18 protein-coding genes are annotated in these 16,901 nt (G+C 60.3%); 11 read left to right on the forward strand and 7 right to left on the reverse strand.

Annotation, left to right across the window (positions count from 1 at the left end; translation table 11 throughout):
• Positions 1-13: 13 nt before the first annotated feature.
• The 3 genes from dapF to lptM are packed head-to-tail and all read right to left on the reverse strand — an operon-like array spanning position 14 to position 2,282.
• Complete coding sequence (dapF, locus tag NL116_RS02330; RefSeq protein WP_223517754.1) at positions 14-844, reverse strand: diaminopimelate epimerase; 831 nt, start codon at positions 842-844, stop codon at positions 14-16.
• Positions 845-848: 4 nt separating this feature from the next.
• Positions 849-2,096 (reverse strand): diaminopimelate decarboxylase, encoded by a 1,248-nt coding sequence (gene lysA / locus NL116_RS02335; RefSeq protein WP_494375852.1) that lies wholly within the window; start codon positions 2,094-2,096, stop codon positions 849-851.
• Positions 2,097-2,105: 9 nt separating this feature from the next.
• Positions 2,106-2,282 (reverse strand): LPS translocon maturation chaperone LptM, encoded by a 177-nt coding sequence (gene lptM, locus NL116_RS02340; protein WP_123509683.1) that lies wholly within the window; start codon positions 2,280-2,282, stop codon positions 2,106-2,108.
• A 338-nt stretch (positions 2,283-2,620) separates the two neighbouring features.
• Here lptM and cyaY point away from each other — a divergent pair, with 338 nt between their 5' ends.
• From cyaY to rnk, 3 genes are all read left to right on the forward strand, one after another.
• The gene (gene cyaY / locus NL116_RS02345) at positions 2,621-2,953 is read left to right on the forward strand and encodes an iron donor protein CyaY (protein ID WP_494375853.1); all 333 of its coding nucleotides are present in this window, start codon (positions 2,621-2,623) and stop codon (positions 2,951-2,953) included.
• Positions 2,954-2,957: 4 nt separating this feature from the next.
• Entirely contained in the window at positions 2,958-3,176 is a 219-nt protein-coding gene (locus tag NL116_RS02350; RefSeq protein WP_310262314.1) for a DUF1289 domain-containing protein, read from the forward strand.
• 190 nt (positions 3,177-3,366) lie between these two features.
• Positions 3,367-3,777: a nucleoside diphosphate kinase regulator gene (rnk, locus tag NL116_RS02355; protein WP_494375854.1), complete on the forward strand. Its 411-nt coding sequence runs from the start codon at positions 3,367-3,369 to the stop codon at positions 3,775-3,777.
• A gap of 6 nt (positions 3,778-3,783) precedes the next feature.
• Here the strand turns inward: rnk and NL116_RS02360 are convergent, their stop codons facing one another.
• From NL116_RS02360 to NL116_RS02370, 3 genes are all read right to left on the reverse strand, one after another.
• Complete coding sequence (locus tag NL116_RS02360; protein ID WP_494375855.1) at positions 3,784-6,627, reverse strand: class I adenylate cyclase; 2,844 nt, start codon at positions 6,625-6,627, stop codon at positions 3,784-3,786.
• A gap of 192 nt (positions 6,628-6,819) precedes the next feature.
• Positions 6,820-7,065 (reverse strand): TIGR02647 family protein, encoded by a 246-nt coding sequence (locus NL116_RS02365; protein WP_494375856.1) that lies wholly within the window; start codon positions 7,063-7,065, stop codon positions 6,820-6,822.
• 225 nt (positions 7,066-7,290) lie between these two features.
• Positions 7,291-7,575 (reverse strand): hypothetical protein, encoded by a 285-nt coding sequence (locus NL116_RS02370; RefSeq protein ID WP_007894899.1) that lies wholly within the window; start codon positions 7,573-7,575, stop codon positions 7,291-7,293.
• A 124-nt stretch (positions 7,576-7,699) separates the two neighbouring features.
• Here NL116_RS02370 and NL116_RS02375 point away from each other — a divergent pair, with 124 nt between their 5' ends.
• Positions 7,700-8,359: a glutathione S-transferase family protein gene (locus NL116_RS02375; RefSeq protein ID WP_494375857.1), complete on the forward strand. Its 660-nt coding sequence runs from the start codon at positions 7,700-7,702 to the stop codon at positions 8,357-8,359.
• A gap of 129 nt (positions 8,360-8,488) precedes the next feature.
• On the opposite strand, the gene argH is transcribed toward NL116_RS02375, so the two are convergent.
• A complete protein-coding gene (argH, locus tag NL116_RS02380; protein WP_494375858.1) occupies positions 8,489-9,883 on the reverse strand; it encodes an argininosuccinate lyase in 1,395 nt (464 codons plus the stop codon).
• A 459-nt stretch (positions 9,884-10,342) separates the two neighbouring features.
• Between argH and NL116_RS02385 the strand changes: the two genes are divergently transcribed.
• The 7 genes from NL116_RS02385 (at position 10,343) to rsd (ending at position 16,877) form a co-directional block, all read left to right on the forward strand.
• The gene (locus tag NL116_RS02385; protein WP_494375859.1) at positions 10,343-11,089 is read left to right on the forward strand and encodes a LytR/AlgR family response regulator transcription factor; all 747 of its coding nucleotides are present in this window, start codon (positions 10,343-10,345) and stop codon (positions 11,087-11,089) included.
• A 138-nt stretch (positions 11,090-11,227) separates the two neighbouring features.
• Positions 11,228-12,169 carry a hydroxymethylbilane synthase gene (hemC, locus tag NL116_RS02390; RefSeq protein ID WP_494375860.1) on the forward strand — a complete coding sequence of 314 codons (942 nt, stop codon included), beginning with the start codon at positions 11,228-11,230 and terminating at the stop codon, positions 12,167-12,169.
• Complete coding sequence (locus NL116_RS02395) at positions 12,166-12,933, forward strand: uroporphyrinogen-III synthase (protein ID WP_494375861.1); 768 nt, start codon at positions 12,166-12,168, stop codon at positions 12,931-12,933. The genes hemC and NL116_RS02395 overlap by 4 nt, the downstream gene beginning before the upstream one ends.
• A 16-nt stretch (positions 12,934-12,949) precedes the next feature.
• Complete coding sequence (locus NL116_RS02400; RefSeq protein WP_494375862.1) at positions 12,950-14,104, forward strand: uroporphyrinogen-III C-methyltransferase; 1,155 nt, start codon at positions 12,950-12,952, stop codon at positions 14,102-14,104.
• On the forward strand, positions 14,101-15,339 hold the full coding sequence (locus NL116_RS02405; protein ID WP_494375863.1) for a heme biosynthesis protein HemY: 1,239 nt from the start codon (positions 14,101-14,103) through the stop codon (positions 15,337-15,339). The genes NL116_RS02400 and NL116_RS02405 overlap by 4 nt, the downstream gene beginning before the upstream one ends.
• Positions 15,340-15,689: 350 nt before the next feature.
• A complete protein-coding gene (locus NL116_RS02410; RefSeq protein ID WP_494375864.1) occupies positions 15,690-16,241 on the forward strand; it encodes a disulfide bond formation protein B in 552 nt (183 codons plus the stop codon).
• A 177-nt stretch (positions 16,242-16,418) separates the two neighbouring features.
• A complete protein-coding gene (gene rsd, locus NL116_RS02415; RefSeq protein WP_494375865.1) occupies positions 16,419-16,877 on the forward strand; it encodes a sigma D regulator in 459 nt (152 codons plus the stop codon).
• Positions 16,878-16,901 lie beyond the last annotated feature (24 nt).

A 16,901-nucleotide genomic window follows, 5' to 3' on the forward strand; every position in this document is an offset into this window, starting at 1 on the left:
GGATTTCGCTCACTCAAAGACGCACTTGTCCTTCGTATACGCGGACTGCCGGGCCGGTCATCATGACCGGTTGGCCGGGACCTGCCCACTCAATGGACAAGCGCCCGCCAGGCAGGTCGATCAATAGCGGCGAATCCATCCACCCCTGGCTGATCGCGGCCACTGCGGCTGCACAGGCACCGGTGCCGCAGGCCTGGGTTTCCCCGGCGCCACGTTCCCAGACGCGCAACTGTGCACGGCTCCGGTCGATGACCTGGAGAAAACCGACATTGACCCGTGCCGGGAAGCGCGGGTGATGTTCGATTTTCGGCCCCAGTTCATGCACCGGTGCGTTATTGATGTCACTGACCCGCAGCACGGCATGGGGGTTGCCCATGGACACGGCGGCCAGTTCGACCGGGGTGCCATCGACGTCCACCGGATAGCTCAGCGCCTGTTCCGGGGCCACAAACGGAATATCCGCCGGCACCAGGCGCGGAGCCCCCATGTTGACGCTGATCTGGCCGTCGCTTCGCACGTCCAGTTCAATGATGCCGCTTTTGGTTTCGACGCGAATCTGCCGTTTTGCGGTCAGGCGCTTGTCGAGCACGAAGCGGGCGAAACAGCGCGCACCGTTGCCGCACTGTTCCACTTCGGAGCCGTCGGAGTTGAAGATCCGATAGCGGAAATCCACGTCCGGGTTGCTCGGTGCTTCAACGATCAGCAACTGGTCGAAACCGATGCCGGTGTGGCGGTCGCCCCATTGCTTGGCGTGCTTGGGCAGGATGTGCGCGTGCTGGCTGACCAGGTCGAGGACCATGAAGTCATTGCCCAGGCCGTGCATTTTGGTAAAACGCAGCAGCATGGGGTTACTCCGGCAGCAGGCTTTCGCCAGCAAACAACTCGGCTACCGTCTCACGGCGACGTACTTCAACTGCCTGATCACCGTCCACCAACACTTCAGCGGCGCGGCCGCGGGTGTTGTAGTTGGAGCTCATGACAAACCCATAGGCGCCAGCCGAATGCACGGCCAGCAGGTCACCTTCTTCCAGGGCCAGCTGACGATCCTTGGCCAGGAAGTCGCCGGTTTCGCAGATCGGGCCGACGATGTCGTAGGCACGCGCCGCGGTATCGCGCGGGCGCACGGCAGTGACGTCCATCCAGGCCTGGTACAGCGCCGGACGGATCAAGTCGTTCATGGCCGCATCGACGATGGCGAAATCTTTGTGTTCGGTGTGCTTGAGGTATTCGACCTGGGTCAGCAGCACGCCGGCGTTGGCCACGATGAAGCGGCCCGGCTCGAACACCAGTGCCAGGTCACGACCGTCGAGACGCTCGCGCACAGCCTTGATGTAGTCGCCAGCCAATGGCGGCTCTTCGTCACGGTAACGCACGCCCAAACCACCACCGAGGTCGATGTGGCGCAGGTAGATGCCGCAATCGCCGAGGCGGTCGACCAGGCCCAGCAGGCGGTCGAGGGCATCGATGAAGGGTGGCAGGGTGGTCAGCTGCGAACCGATGTGGCAATCGACGCCGACGATTTCCAGGTTTTGCAGTTGCGCGGCGCGGATGTACACGTCTTCGGCGTCGGCAATGGCGATGCCGAACTTGTTCTCTTTGAGACCGGTGGAAATGTACGGGTGCGTGCCCGCATCAACGTCCGGGTTCACACGCAGCGAGATCGGTGCGCGAACGCCCAGCTCGGCGGCAACCGCTTGCAGGCGTTCCAGCTCATCGGTGGATTCGACGTTGAAGCAGTGCACGCCGACTTCGAGGGCGCGACGCATGTCGTCACGGGTCTTGCCGACACCGGAGAAGACGATCTTGTCGGCACTGCCGCCAGCAGCCAGAACACGTTCGAGCTCGCCACGGGAGACGATGTCAAAACCGGCGCCCAGACGCGCCAGGACATTCAGTACACCCAGGTTGGAGTTGGCCTTGACCGCGAAGCAGACCAGATGCGGCATGCCGGCCAGCGCATCGGCGTAAGCCAGGTATTGGGCTTCGATGTGTGCGCGGGAGTAGACGTAGGTCGGTGTGCCGAAACGTTCGGCGATGGCCGACAGGGCCACACCTTCGGCAAACAGCTCCCCGCCACGGTAATTAAAAGCGTCCATGGCGTTCCCTTATTGGTAGACGTCGTGCTTGTGTGCTTTGGAGGCAGGCTGCTTTTGCGAAGACTGGGCCTGCTCGGCAGGGTCCTGGTTTTCGTCAGGCAGGTACAGCGGGCCTTTTTGGCCGCAGGCTGACACAAGGCAGGCGACCGCGAGGAGCGCGGCAAGGGAAGAGATCAGGCGCTTCATGGCGAAATCCTTGAAAATGCGTTAATTGCGCCGGAGTATACCGGCCACCCGTCAGCTTGCCTATGCGACGGGGTTCCCGTCCGGCGGGGCTTGGCACGATGCCGATCAGCCAGGCGCAATCCCAGTGGAAGCGAGGCTGCTCGCGAAGGCGTAGTGTCAGTCGAATTGATGTTGAATATGATGGCCGCTTCGTCGGAACGCCGCCCGCAGCCGGCTCGCTCCCACAGGGTTTCCCGATCTGAACGGCCGATGCTTGATCGTTATCCTTTGCAATCACCGGGGCTCGCCCGTATCTTGCGGCGCTTGAGCGTGAACAGACATTTTTTGAGGTTGCCGCAATGAGTTTGACCGAAGCCCGTTTCCACGATCTGGTCGATGCCACTCAGCAGACGCTGGAGGATATTTTTGAGGACAGCAAACTGGATATCGATCTGGAGAGCTCGGCCGGTGTGCTCACCGTCAAGTTCGAAAACGGCAGCCAATTGATCTTCAGTCGCCAGGAACCACTGCGTCAGCTGTGGCTGGCGGCGGTTTCCGGTGGTTTCCACTTCGACTACGACGCAGAGAGCGAGCGCTGGATGTGCGACAAGAGCGAAGAGCAACTGGGCGAAATGCTCGCACGCATCGTCAAGCAGCAGGCTGACGTCGAACTCGATTTCGAAGGCCTGTGAGATTGTGACCGAGCCTGCCGTCGTTCGCCCACCCAAGCCGCTCTACAGTAATGTCAGCCCGGCGGTCCCTTCGCCGTGCAGTGGTGTGTGCCGGCTGGACGAACAGAAGGTGTGCCTGGGGTGTTTTCGTCATGTCGAAGACATCCGCGAATGGCGTTCGGCGGATGATGAGCGGCGGCGGGTGATTTGCGCGCAGGCTTCTCAGCGCAAGAACTCCGCCTGAAGCCATACCCGACCCGTAGCAGCTGGCGAAGCCTGCTGCTACAAAGGGTGCCGGTCGCACCTGACTTGTATATTTATTGAGCTGTGATAGTGTCCGGAAACGCCTCAACCCATCGAGGCTCGTGAAAACCCCGCCTTTTTCTGGCGGGGTTTTGCTTTTTCTGTGCAGAAGAAAGGAGTCTGCCGTAATCATGACCGCACCTTCCATCACCCTGACTCGTCTGGACGTACAACGTCTGGAGCGCCTGATCGACAGCCTGGATGACACGCTGCCGGGCGTTATCGCACTGCAAACCGAATTGGACCGCGCTGATACCCTGGTCGGTCACGAAGACGTGCCTGCCGATGTCGTGACCATGAATTCCCGTGTGCATTGCCGTGAAGAAAGCAGTGGCAAGGACTATCACCTGACCCTGGTTTATCCCAAGGATGCCAATGCCGATGAAGGCCGGATTTCCATTCTGGCGCCGGTGGGCAGCGCCTTGCTGGGTCTGAAAGTGGGCCAGCACATCGACTGGCCGGCACCCGGCGGCAAGACCCTCAAGCTGACGTTGCTGGAAGTTGAATCACAGCCGGCCAATGGCGGCGACTTCCCGGAATAACGCCCCTCAGACCTGTTCGAGCGCCTCGTTCAACGAGCGCTCCAGGTCAGCCTTGTAGCGCAGATACAGATTGCTGGAACTCTGACCGTCACCGAGCAGGCCCGAGAGGTCAAGGTCAGTGATGTAGCAGCGATAACGCTCGGTTTCGCGACGCTGATCCACAATCTCCTGCGCGACCACGCTGAACAGTTGGTCGCCATGTTCCAGCTCTGAAAACTCTCGCTGATTGCAATACAACGTCACCTGTACCTCGCCCGGCGCGGCTTTGCCAATGATGGCCTGCACGTCGTAGAACGGTTTGTTGACCGGCGTTTGCGGCGCTGGCCGTGCTTCGACCCGACGTGCCCGCCCGGGGCCGGACGGCAGCAGTTGGTAGTACAACGTGTCCATGCAGACGGGTTGAGCGGCGTCCATCGGCAACAAGGCATCGCGCCGGTACCGGATCGATTGCAGGAAGCGTTGCAGCGGCACCAACAGGCTCTGCTCGTCGTGATAGGGCAGGCGTTGTTGCCACAGCGCATTGAACTCATCCAGCACGTAGAGATCAGCCTGATCCTCATTGATTCGGTAGAACACCTGAATGCACTCGGGTTGGCCCATCGGCAGGATCAGCGCGAGGTCGTGGTCTTCCAGCGCCATTGGATCCAGGTGCAGCGGGCTGTAGCCTGCCAGTTCCTCACCCAGGTAAGCGATCAGCGCCGGCAAGGTGGCGATGGCGACGTGATTGACCTGGCCTGGCACCAATTCCAGAACGTGATAGTGCTGCTGGACCTGGATCAGGTAACGGTGATTGAGGTGGCTCAGCAGCAGGTTCTGCGCGGTGTCGATCACTTCTTCTACCCGGCGGGCAATGAACTGCGCGCGGTTATGGCAGAAGCAACGAACCCGCAGCTTGGGCTGCTGTGGCCCGCTCGGCAGGTTGTTGAGGTAAGCGCGCAGGCAGTCGAGCAGGGCGTGAGGGCCGTCGTAGCGGCTGACCAGCACTTCGTTCCAGCTGTTGAGCGTGACCTGGTCCAGCGTCAGCACCAGGTTCTCGCGAACCCCGGCATAGCTCAGCGAGTCGGTGCGCTCGGTGGTCATCAGGATGTTCAGGTCGCGATGGTGCTTGAGCGGATCGACACCCACGTTCACCAGAATCAGCACCTCGCTCGGTACGCTGGCACGCAGCAAGGGCTCTTCCGCCACGGTGGTCAGGGGCAGGGCGATGCTTTGTTGCAGGCTGCCGAGCAGGTTGAACAGCTCGAACTCGCTCAGGTCGCTGGTGCCAGGGTGCAAGGCGAGCCGGGTGCTGCTGTCGATCACGCCATTGCGGTGGCACCAGGTCAGGAGTTCCAGCAACTGGCGGCTGCGCTTGATCGGCGCGAAATGCTCCCATTCCTGAGCGGTCAGGCTGCCGTTGTATAAACCCCACTGGGTGTGCCCCGGCTCTTTCTTGTTGGGTGCCTGCACCAGCGTCAGCGTGTCTTCGGCCAGGTCCGGGGCGATGCCGGGGTTAATGAATTCGACCTTGTCGGCCTTGCGCTCGAAAGCTGCATATAGCCGTCGCCCCAATACATTGAGGTCACGCTTGTTGATCAGGCTGACGGTGTCTTCGGTGCGGGCGAACTGGGTCAGGAAGCGGTAGCTGTAGTTCAATTCGTTGACCAGCGCGCGGCGTTCAGCGCTGACCTGGCGGACTTTCCACTGGCTACGGCTATCAAGCAGCGCCAGTTGCCGCTGATCCCAGCCCCATTCCTGGGCCAGCCGCTCAAGCAATGAGCGCTGCCAGCTCTGGGTGCGGGTGTTGCCAGTAAGCTTGCGATTGACCTTAAGGTACAGCGCGCGGCGTACCAGCTCCAACCGTTCCGGTTCGCCCTGGGCCTTGAGGTATTCCTCGATGCGCCGGTAGACCACGATGTACGGGTCCAGCTCGTCGAGGTCCAGTTGATTGGCGAACACGGCTTGCTTGAAGCGCAGGCTCAGGCAATGCACCTTGGGATGCTCGCTGGCGTAGACCTCGGTCAGCAGCAGCTTGAGCACGGACTTGTAGGGCGACTCGATGCCCTTGAACAATTGCCAGAGCCCGGCGCCAATAAACTCCCCCGGCGGTATAAAGGCCAGATGCCCCAGGTCCAGGCTTTCGTCGGCACGGATGAAGCGTTTGGACAGCAGCGTATGGGTATAACGGTCATAGGCTGATTCTTCATAGACCGGCACCAGCCACCAGATCGGCGTGCGGCCGGCCAGCCAGATGGCGGTGCGGTAGAACTCGTCCAGTAGCAGGTAGTGCTGGGTGGTGCCGCAGTCTTCGGAACTCAACTGGGTATCGCGCTCGCCAAGTACGAAACGCGCCGGATCGATCAGGAAGAAATGCGCTTCGGCTCCCTGGCTGGCGGCCCAGACCTCCAGCAGTTGGCACTTTTTACGCAGCTCGGCGAGTTCGCTTTCGCTAAGGTTCGGCGCGTGACAGACCCAAACATCCATGTCGCTTTGATCGGCTTGAGCCAGCGTGCCAAGGCTGCCCATCAGGAACAGGCCGTGGATCGGTCGCGGCGGGTTGCTGCTGTGGCGCGGTTTGTAAGAGAACGAGCGAGTCAGGCGTTGGGCTTCAGCGAGGGCATTGGCGTCCGGCTCGAAATTCGACAGCCCGGCCGGCGTAGCGCCGGAAACATACCCCGGCAATAACGGATGATTGACGTGGAAAAACAGCGGTAGCAGCGTCAGCACCGTTTGCTGGCGGATCGACAACCCTTCCATGGCCCGGGCCATGCGGCCTTCATTGAGCTTTAGAAAGCGTGCGCGCAACTGGCTGAGAACCTTGCGGTCGATTCCCTCGTCCAGATCGGGGCGGATTTCATGGGTGCGGGTCATGTCGGCTCAAACCGGCTCGCGAGGCTCGGACGTGGGGTTGGCGGATGAAGGGCAGTTTAGCGCCTCGGGCCTGCCACTTTTAAGCTGAATGTGTATTTTTGACGTCAGATTTTTATCGCGCGGCGACAGCGGGTCACCGGGTTTGCCCGCGGAAATCCCGTGACAGGGGTTTCCGTGGGCGAAGCGGTCATCTCAGGCTGTTTCTTCGACGTTCAGGATCGTCAGCACTGTTTGCACATTTTGTGCGGCGTCACGACCCAGGCTGGTCAGATAACCGCCATCGGGCTGGTCGATCAGGTCTTTTTCGAACAAGCGCCGGGCAGCGGCGATGTGTTTCGGGGCAGCGGTCTGATGAATTTTCAAACCTTCCTGGGAACTGTCCAGGTTGAAGAGTGCGAGGACTTCCAGTTCGGCAACCAACTCAGGGGTAAGCGACATAAGGACTCCAGACTTTCTAGGAATTGGACGACAGCGCCCCTAAGGTGAGCCCACTCGTGCGGCATGTCCAGTGCCTGCATCAGGGATTTTCACCTCGGGAAGCATTCCCCGGCGGGTGGTGCGGCAGCAGGGTGCGTTCCAGTGTAGTCAGGGTGTGGGGGAAGGCAGGATTGATGGGTGACAATTTGTGTAGGAGCGGATTGCCCGCTCCTGCACAGTGTTCGCTTACTTCTTTTCCGGCGGCAATTCCGGCAATGCGCGCAGCGCTGTTTCGTACCATTCGGTGTTGAACGCGCGGTCTTCTTCAAGGATCGCGTCGATTTCTACCGCCAACACGTGTGCCATCAAGTTGAGAATTTCTTCACGCTCGTAACCGACCAGCGTCAACTTGTTGAAAGTTGCCTTGGCAGCCGGCGGGTTGTCGCTTTCGATCTGATTTTCGATGGCTTCGATCAGGGTGTTTTCGGCGAACTCTTCTTCGTCGATCTCGATATCAGTTGGCTCGCTCATGGCAGGCTCCTCAAGTTAAGGCGGCCAGTTTACCTGCATTCAGCACTTCGATGCTGCTGGCAAGAATCGCTTCGGCGTTCTATAAAACAGGACTGCCAACCCCGCACGGCCTGGAGGCTTTGTGATGCTCAAGCTTTATGGATTTTCCGTCAGCAATTACTACAACATGGTGAAACTGGCGCTGCTGGAGAAAGGACTGCCGTTCGAAGAAGTGCTGTTTTACCCTGGCTCGAGCCCAGAAGCGCTGGCCATCAGCCCGCGTGGCAAGGTGCCAGTGCTGGGGGGCGAACAGGGTTTCGTTAATGAAACAGCCGTCATTCTCGAATACATCGAGCAGAGCCAGAAAGGCACGCCGCTATTACCCAGCGATCCTTTCGAGCGTGCCCAGGTGCTGGCGCTGGCCAAGGAAATCGAGCTGTACATCGAGTTGCCGGGGCGCATGTGCTACGGCGAGGCATTTTTTGGCTCGCCGGTGCCGGACGCGATCAAGGAGAGGACCAAGTCCGAGTTGCTGCTGGGGTTTGCCTCGCTGGCGCGGCACGGCAAGTTCGCCCCTTATGTCGCGGGCGACAGTCTGAGCATTGCCGATCTGTATTTTCTGTACAGCGTGCCGTTGGCCGCTGCGGTGGGGCAGAAGTTGTTTGGCCTGGATTTGTTGGTTGAAATGCCAGAAGCCAAGGCGCTGCTGGAGCGTTTGGAAGAAAATCCAAATGTGCGGCGGATTGCGGCGGACAAGGACGCGGCGATGCCCGCGTTTATGGCGATGATCGCGTCCAAGAAGTGAGATTTGTGGTGTTCTGAAGTCAGTCATCGCGATCAGGCTCGCTCCTGCATTGGATCTTCAGTGAACACAGATTTTGTGAACACTACAGATCCCCTGTGGGGGCGAGCCTGCTCGCGAGGCTTTTAGCTTTTAGCGGCTGGCGAGCAGCGCCTGGCCGCGAACCACTGCCTGCTTGACCTGCGCCGGCGCGGTGCCGCCGATATGATCACGGGCATTCACCGAGCCTTCCAGCGTCAGCACCGCAAACACGTCCTGATCAATCTGGTCGCTGAATTGACGCAACTCTTCCAGGCTCATTTCCGCCAGGTCCTTACCGCTTTCCACGCCGTACTTCACCGCATGGCCGACAATTTCGTGGCAGTCTCGGAACGGCAGGCCACGGCGCACCAGGTAGTCCGCCAGGTCGGTGGCGGTGGAGAAACCGCGCAGCGCCGCTTCGCGCATCATCGCGTGCTTGGGTTTGATTGCCGGGATCATGTCGGCAAAGGCCCGCAGCGAGTCGCGCAGGGTATCGGCGGCGTCGAACAGCGGCTCTTTGTCTTCCTGATTGTCCTTGTTGTAGGCCAGCGGCTGGCCCTTCATCAAGGTCAGCAAGCCCATCAGTGCGCCGAACACGCGGCCGGATTTTCCGCGAACCAGTTCCGGCACGTCCGGGTTTTTCTTTTGCGGCATGATCGAGCTGCCAGTGCAGAAGCGGTCCGGCAGATCGATAAACTGAAATTGCGCGCTGGTCCACAGCACCAGCTCTTCGGAGAAACGCGACAAGTGCATCATCGCAATGCTTGCCGCCGAGCAGAACTCGATGGCGAAGTCACGATCCGACACGTTGTCCAGCGAGTTGCCGCCGACGGCGTCAAAGCCCAGCAGTTGCGCGGTGTATTCGCGGTCGATCGGGTAGGTGGTGCCGGCCAGCGCGGCGCTGCCCAACGGCATGCGGTTGGTACGCTTGCGGCAGTCGACCAGGCGCTCGTAGTCGCGGCTGAGCATTTCGAACCAGGCCAACATGTGGTGCCCGAAGGTCACGGGCTGTGCGGTTTGCAGGTGAGTGAAACCGGGCATGATGCTGCCGGCTTCGCGCTCGGCCTGCTCCAGCAAGCCTTTTTGCAGGCGGGTGATTTCGCCGAGGATCAGGTCGATCTCGTCACGCAGCCACAGGCGGATATCGGTGGCAACCTGGTCGTTACGGCTACGGCCAGTGTGCAGCTTCTTGCCGGTGACGCCGATGCGATCGGTCAGGCGCGCCTCGATGTTCATGTGCACGTCTTCGAGGTCGATGCGCCAGTCGAATTGGCCGGCCTCGATTTCACCCTGAATGGTGTTCAGGCCATCGATGATGCTGTCGCGCTCGGCATCGGTCAGCACGCCAACCTTGGCCAGCATGGTGGCGTGGGCGATCGAGCCCATGATGTCGTGGCGATACAGGCGCTGGTCGAAAGTGACGGAGGCGGTGAAGCGGGCGACGAAGGCGTCGACGGGTTCACTGAAGCGGCCGCCCCAGGACTGATTGGTCTTGTCAGTGCTCATGAATTCGCTCGTATCGGCTGGAAAAAATTGACGTTGAAAGCTGTCGCGGATAATAACAGGGTTGCCAATCCTGTCGCTGACACTGGTCGATACGTTTTTTTCTTATAGTGCGGTCCATACTCAAGGTGAGTCGTTGGGAAATTGCACAACGATATTTTTCAATTGAGCAATAACGTCCCGGCAACCGTCTACAGTTGGACAGTAGGAACAGCGCACTTTCTGGCGTGACCACTGACTATAAGAAGAGGGGGTGTTCATATTGTGTATCGGCAAACCCTACGGCGATCCTTCGCCAACGCGGGCCAGAGCCTCCAATCACGCGGCAGTTGAAAATTTAGCCGCCGATCTCGCGGCACTTTTTGGCCCTCGCGCTAGTCTTAGCGTGGATCGCGGTGACGGACGTCACTTCACCTGTCTACGCTATCCTTGTGCGAGACTCACGCAGGAATCCAGCGCAATATGAATGTCCTGATCGTTGATGACGAACCCCTGGCCCGCGAGCGCCTGAGCCGAATGGTCGGCGAACTCGAGGGATACAGTGTCCTGGAGCCCAGCGCCACGAACGGCGAAGAGGCGTTGGCACTGATCGACAGCCACAAGCCGGATATCGTGCTGCTCGATATCCGCATGCCTGGCCTTGATGGCCTGCAAGTGGCTGCGCGGTTGTGCGAACGCGAAACTCCGCCCGCGGTGGTGTTTTGTGCAGGACCCGATGAATTTGCCGTGGAAGCCTTACAGGCCAGCGCCGTAGGCTATGTGGTGAAACCTGTGCGTACTGAACATCTTCACGAAGCATTAAAGAAGGCCGAGCGACCCAATCGTCTCCAGCTTGCCGCCCTGACGCGTCCCGCCGCCGAAAGCGGCAGCGGTCCTCGCAGCCACATCAGCGCCCGAACCCGAAAGGGCATCGAGCTGATCCCGCTGGATCAGGTGGTCTACTTCATTGCCGACCACAAATATGTGACCTTGCGCCATGAAAGCGGCGAAGTGTTGCTGGATGAGCCGCTCAAGGCCCTTGAGGACGAATTTGGTGACCGATTCGTGCGTATCCACCGCAACGCGCTGGTCGCCCGCGAGCGCATCGAACGCCTGCAACGCACGCCTCTGGGGCATTTCCAGTTGTTCCTCAAAGGTTTGAACGGCGACGCATTGATCGTCAGCCGGCGCCATGTGGCCGGCGTGCGCAAAATGATGCAGCAGCTTTAATTCGCCGTTCACGGGGCGAATTTCACACCCGCTTGCCGGACATACAGGCCAGGGAGGCCACGCAGTTTCTGATACAAGTCAAAGTGGATTTGGCTGAGCTGTTATTATCCGCCGTATCTATTCAGTACGGATTGATCCATGTCCTCTCGCGAAATCCGCATCGCCACCCGTAAAAGCGCCTTGGCCTTATGGCAGGCCGAATACGTCAAAACCCGCCTGGAAGAGGCCCATCCCGGTCTGCTCGTGACGCTGGTGCCCATGGTCAGTCGCGGCGACAAGCTGCTGGACTCTCCGCTGTCGAAAATCGGCGGCAAGGGCCTGTTCGTCAAAGAGCTGGAAACTGCGCTGCTGGACAACGAGGCCGACATCGCCGTGCATTCGATGAAAGACGTGCCGATGGATTTCCCTGAAGGACTCGGCCTGTTTTGCATCTGCGAGCGTGAAGATCCGCGCGATGCATTCGTCTCCAACATCTATGCCAGCCTGGATGAGTTGCCACAGGGCAGCATTGTCGGCACCTCCAGTCTGCGCCGTCAGGCCCAACTGCTGACCCGTCGCCCGGACTTGGAGATTCGCTTCTTGCGTGGCAACGTCAATACGCGCCTGGCCAAGCTCGATGCGGGTGAATACGACGCCATCATCCTCGCGGCCGCGGGCCTGATTCGCCTGGGTTTCGAAGACCGCATCACCTCGGCCATCAGTGTCGACGACAGCCTGCCGGCCGGTGGCCAGGGCGCAGTCGGTATCGAATGCCGCACCGCCGACAGCGAAATTCATACCTTGTTGGCACCGCTGCACCATCTGGACACCGCCAGTCGAGTGACCGCCGAACGTGCTCTCAACAAACATTTGAACGGCGGCTGCCAGGTGCCGATCGCCTGCTACGCCGTGCTGGAAGGCGAGCAGATCTGGTTGCGTGGTCTGGTCGGTGATCCAAACGGCGGCCTGTTGCTCAGCGCCGAGGCCCGTGCGCCACGCGCTGACGCTGAAACCTTGGGCGTGCAAGTTGCCGAAGACCTTTTGAGTCAGGGCGCCGGCGATATCCTGAAAGCGGTGTACGGCGAGGCAGGTCACGAGTGACTGGCTGGCGCTTGCTGCTGACGCGTCCTGCGGAGGAGTGCGCGGCGCTGAGCGATGTTCTGGCGCAAGCGGGGATTTTCAGCAGCAGTTTGCCGCTTTTGGAAATCGAGCCGATCCCGGCCTCTGACACAATGCGCGGGCTGATTCAGACGCTGGATCGCTTTTGTGCGGTGATCGTGGTCAGCAAACCCGCAGCCAGAATCGGTCTCTATCTGGTCGACCCGTATTGGCCGCAGCCCCCCGCGGTGAAGTGGTTCAGCGTGGGCGCCGCTACCGCGCAAATCCTTGAGGACCGCGGGCTGGACGTGAGCTTTCCGGCCGAGGGTGATGACAGCGAAGCCTTGCTTGAGCTTCCCGGGTTGCGCGAGGCTATCAACCGGCCCGATCCGCACGTATTGATCTTGCGCGGGGAAGGTGGGCGCGAGCTCCTGGCAGAGCGTTTGCGCGAGCTTGGTGCTAGTGTCGAGTATCTGGAGTTGTACCGTCGCGGCCTGCCTCACTACCCGCCGACAGCGCTGCCTGACCGGATTGAAGCGGAACGCTTGAACGGGCTGGTGGTCAGCAGTGGACAAGGTTTTGAGCACCTGCATCAACTGGCCGGCGATGCCTGGCCACAATTGGCGCGGTTGCCGTTGTTTGTTCCAAGCCCCAGGGTCGCCGAGCTGGCACGTGCCGCCGGGGCCCAAACAGTTGTGGATTGCCGCGGCGCCAGTGCCGCGGCTTTGCTGACGGTGTTACGGGAGCATCCCGAACCCGTTCTCTAATGCAAAGGATGGATACGTGAGCGAAACTGCCTTGCCTAAAGATGACGTCCAGCCAGTGCTTGATGCACCGGTTGAAACTCCGGTTGAAACGGCGCCACCCGCTGACGTGCAGCGTCGAGGCAATGGCCTGGCAATCGTCGCGCTGTTACTCGGCGCTGCCGGTGTTGCCGTGGGCGGTTGGGGTGTCTGGCAGGTGCGTCACCTGCAAGCCAATAACCAGCAGCAACTGGCTCAGGTGCAGGCGCTGAACGACCAGGCGCAAAGCCTCAAGCTCAATGAACAGCGCATCAGCGCACGTCTGGAGCAGTTACCCGCCGTTGATGAACTGGATGCGCGTGCCCGTCTGGTCACGCAGTTGCAGGGCGATCAACAACGCCTGAATCAGCGCCTGGAAACCGTCCTTGGTGCCAGCCGCAAGGATTGGCGCCTCGCTGAGGCCGAACACTTGCTGCGTCTGGCCAGCCTGCGCCTCTCTGCCTTGCAGGACATCAGCAGCGCCCAGGCGCTGGTGCAGGGTGCCGACGACATTCTCCGTGAACAGAACGATCCGGGCTCCTTCGCCGCGCGCGAACAAGTGGCCAAAACCCTCGTGGCGTTGCGTAGCACCGAGCAGCCGGATCGCACCGGCTTGTTCCTGCGACTGGGTGCGTTGCGTGATCAAGTGATCGACCTCACCGAGCTGGCGCCCGAGTACAAGGATCGCGGCGAATCTCTGCTGGGGCTGACCGCGGATGGCGACGGTGCCAGTCGCTGGGCGCAGTGGTGGGATCAGATCTCCCGTTATATCCGCATCGACTTCAGTGCTGATAAAAATGTCCGTCCACTGTTGGCCGGGCAGAGCCTCAGCCAGGTACGCCTTGCCTTGAGCCTTGCGCTGGAGCAGGCGCAATGGGCCGCGCTCAACGGCCAGGCCGCGGTTTACACCCAGGCGCTGGCGGAGGCGCGGGATGTGTTGACTGGTAACTTCAACCAGGACAACCCCCAGAGCAAAGTGATGCTGGATCAGGTTGGTGAGCTGAGCAAGCAACGGGTCACCGTCGTGACACCGGACCTGACCGGCACGCTGAGCGCTGTCCAGGGTTATCTGGAGCGGAGGAATGTCAACGCCGAAGACTCGGTCAAGCCAATGGCCAAGCCTGCCGCGAGTACCGCCCAGGAGGCAACGCCATGAAACGCCTCTATGTGATCGTGTTCCTGGTGATCGCCGCTGCCGCCGCGCTGGGACTGGCGATTGCCGAGCATGCCGGTTACGTGCTGATTGCCTACAAGAGCTTTCGTTACGAATCGAGCCTGTGGGCGACTCTCGCATTGATCGCGGTGTTGTGGCTGCTGTTCTGGGGCATCAAGGTGCTGGTTGAGCTGGTGATGACCTCCAGTGGCGTGGTCAATCCGTGGTCGCGACGCAATCGTAGCCGACGGGTGCAAGTGGCGATCGAGCACGGTCAGCTGGATCTGGCAGAAGGTCGCTGGGCGAGTGCGCAGCGTCATCTGTATCGGGCTGCCGAAGCCGAACGCCAGCCCTTGCTCTACTACCTCGGTGCGGCGCGCGCCGCGAACGAACAAGGTCTTTACGAAGAAAGCGACAACTTACTGGAGCGTGCCCTCGAGCGTCAGCCTCAAGCCGAATTGGCGATTGCCTTGAGTCACGCCCAATTGCAGACCGACCGTGGCGATACCGACGGCGCCTTGGCCACCCTCCAGGCCATGCATGAACGTCATCCCCATAACGCCCAGACATTGCGCCAGTTACAGCGTCTGCTCCAGCAGCGTGGCGACTGGTCGGCGGTGATTCGCCTGTTGCCCGAGCTGCGCAAGGATAAAGTCCTGCCGCCCGCCGAACTGGCTGAACTGGAACGCCGTGCATGGGGTGAAAACCTGTCGCTGGCTGCGCATCAGGAGGCAGACGGCAAGATTGGTTTGCAGTCACTCACTCGCGCCTGGCAACAGCTCACGTCGGCTCAACGTCAGGAGCCACAATTGGTGCTGGCCTATGCCGAGCAGCTTCGACAGCTAGGGGCGCAGGTCGAGGCGGAGGAGGTTTTGCGCACGGCCCTCAAGCGCCATTACGACAGTCATCTGGCGCGTCTGTACGGACTGGTTCGCGGCAGCGATCCGGCTCGGCAACTGCAGACGGCCGAGGGCTGGCTCAAGGACCATCCAGTCGACCCGAGCCTGTTGCTGACACTGGGCCGCCTATGCCTGCAAAACAGCTTGTGGGGCAAGGCGCGGGACTATCTGGAAAGCAGTCTACGGGTTCAGCGCAATCCGGAAGCCTGTGCGGAATTGGCGCGGTTGCTGGCGCAACTGGGCGACACGGAACGCAGCAACCAGCTGTTTCAGGAAGGCCTCGGTTTGCTCGACGAGCGCCTGCTGGCGGCACCGTTGCCAGCGCCCGTTTACGCCTGAAGCCGCCTGTAGCAACTGCCGAAGGCTGCGTCCGGCTGCGTAGCAGTCGCCACAAAGATAACGCGGTCGGCCAGGTAAACCGAGGCGCTTGATTTTACGACTGCTGCGCAGTCGGACGCAGGCTGTGCCCGCTGCTACAGGGGGGAGGCGTTCTTTGGCGTCCGAAACGCGCCGCCTGTTTGGCTTTGTAGTCCTCGGTCGGCAGCGTCCTACAGAGGACTACACCGATTCCTCTCGACGCTGTCGGGAATTCCCTACACTTCTGGTGAAGTGTCCGTGCCGGCCTGCCTTGAAAGGCTGGCGCGCTTTCCTCTACCGTAACCACCTGTCTCTACTGGTACGGAAAAGCCATGTCTTTGGCCTGCTCACGCTCCTTGTTTTTCATGATTGTCATTACAGGCTCCCTGGCCTTGGGCGTTTCTTATTACCTGGAATATGCGGTCGGACTCAAGCCCTGCGGCTTGTGCCTGTTGCAGCGGTTTTGCCTGGCGTTGCTGACGGGTGTCTGCCTGGCCGCTGCGGTGCACGGCCCCCGGCGCTTTGGGTCCTTCCTGTATTGGTTGCTTGGGTTCTTCTGCAGCCTTGCGGGCACTGTTTCGGCGTGGCGACAGATTTTGCTGCAAAGTGATCCGTCGCACGAGTTGTCGACGTGCTCACCCACCCTGGAAGCGACGTACGAGAACATGCCTTGGTTATGCCGGGTCACGCAAATGTTCAAAGGGGACGCCGATTGTGCCGAGATTTCCTGGACGTTGTTCGACCTGAGTATTCCGGAATGGAGCTTGCTGTTCTTTGTCGGGGTGACGATTCTGGCGGTTTATCAGTTGCTGCGCATCGTCTGGCTCGCGTGTGAGCGACCGCTCAGCGGCGTGTCGTCGCACCGGGGGCGAATGGTCGATTAAACACTTGTATGAACTTTATCTCCTGCGTACCTTGAAGCCACACTCGCGCGGGCATAATCTGGCCCGCACGTGTCATTGGAATTATGTTGCTCGATGACGCTCTGCCTGACCGCCCACTGACGTAACAAGAGGCGAGCAGGCATTGAGCAGCTGACCCACAAGGGAAGAGAGATCACCATGCTCGAAAGTTGTCAGAATGCTCAGGAACGCTGGGGCGGAGTGCACCTGCTGATCGACCGCTGGTTGCAGGAGCGCAAAGATCTGATTGATGCATACGACAAGCTCGGTGAAGAGCCTGAAGGGCTGAGCGAGGACCGAAAGTCCTTGCAGGAATTCTGCGGCGTGCTGGTCGATTACGTGTCTGCCGGGCACTTCGAGATCTACGAACAATTGACAGGGGAGGCCAAAGCCTTCAATGACAAGCGTGGACTGGAACTGGCCGAGACTATTTACCCGCGCATTGATGTCATCACCGAGAAACTGCTGGCGTTCAACGACCTGTGTGATGAAGGCAAGTGTGTCGCGGAGAAATTCAAGGAGTTGGGTGGCCTGTTGCATGAGCGCTTCGAGCTGGAAGATTGCCTGATCGAAGTGTTGCATACCGCTCACAAGGAAGAGGATTCGGTTCAGGCCTGAATCCCTCCCTGCAAGCTAAAAACG

It is taken from the genome of Pseudomonas sp. FBCC-B1667 (assembly GCF_059133255.1).

What these genes read in the sequence shown, in the direction of transcription:
- NL116_RS02375 (WP_494375857.1), top strand. Translation starts at nt 7,700, where the DNA reads ATGCTCAAGCTTTATGGATTTTCCGTCAGCAATTACTACAACATGGTG.
- NL116_RS02360 (WP_494375855.1), bottom strand. Translation starts at nt 6,627, where the DNA reads ATGACCCGCACCCATGAAATCCGCCCCGATCTGGACGAGGGAATCGAC.
- NL116_RS02405 (WP_494375863.1), top strand. Translation starts at nt 14,101, where the DNA reads ATGAAACGCCTCTATGTGATCGTGTTCCTGGTGATCGCCGCTGCCGCC.
- NL116_RS02410 (WP_494375864.1), top strand. Translation starts at nt 15,690, where the DNA reads ATGTCTTTGGCCTGCTCACGCTCCTTGTTTTTCATGATTGTCATTACA.
- cyaY (WP_494375853.1), top strand. Translation starts at nt 2,621, where the DNA reads ATGAGTTTGACCGAAGCCCGTTTCCACGATCTGGTCGATGCCACTCAG.
- NL116_RS02385 (WP_494375859.1), top strand. Translation starts at nt 10,343, where the DNA reads ATGAATGTCCTGATCGTTGATGACGAACCCCTGGCCCGCGAGCGCCTG.
- rsd (WP_494375865.1), top strand. Translation starts at nt 16,419, where the DNA reads ATGCTCGAAAGTTGTCAGAATGCTCAGGAACGCTGGGGCGGAGTGCAC.
- rnk (WP_494375854.1), top strand. Translation starts at nt 3,367, where the DNA reads ATGACCGCACCTTCCATCACCCTGACTCGTCTGGACGTACAACGTCTG.
- argH (WP_494375858.1), bottom strand. Translation starts at nt 9,883, where the DNA reads ATGAGCACTGACAAGACCAATCAGTCCTGGGGCGGCCGCTTCAGTGAA.
- NL116_RS02365 (WP_494375856.1), bottom strand. Translation starts at nt 7,065, where the DNA reads ATGTCGCTTACCCCTGAGTTGGTTGCCGAACTGGAAGTCCTCGCACTC.
- lysA (WP_494375852.1), bottom strand. Translation starts at nt 2,096, where the DNA reads ATGGACGCTTTTAATTACCGTGGCGGGGAGCTGTTTGCCGAAGGTGTG.
- dapF (WP_223517754.1), bottom strand. Translation starts at nt 844, where the DNA reads ATGCTGCTGCGTTTTACCAAAATGCACGGCCTGGGCAATGACTTCATG.
- NL116_RS02370 (WP_007894899.1), bottom strand. Translation starts at nt 7,575, where the DNA reads ATGAGCGAGCCAACTGATATCGAGATCGACGAAGAAGAGTTCGCCGAA.
- hemC (WP_494375860.1), top strand. Translation starts at nt 11,228, where the DNA reads ATGTCCTCTCGCGAAATCCGCATCGCCACCCGTAAAAGCGCCTTGGCC.
- lptM (WP_123509683.1), bottom strand. Translation starts at nt 2,282, where the DNA reads ATGAAGCGCCTGATCTCTTCCCTTGCCGCGCTCCTCGCGGTCGCCTGC.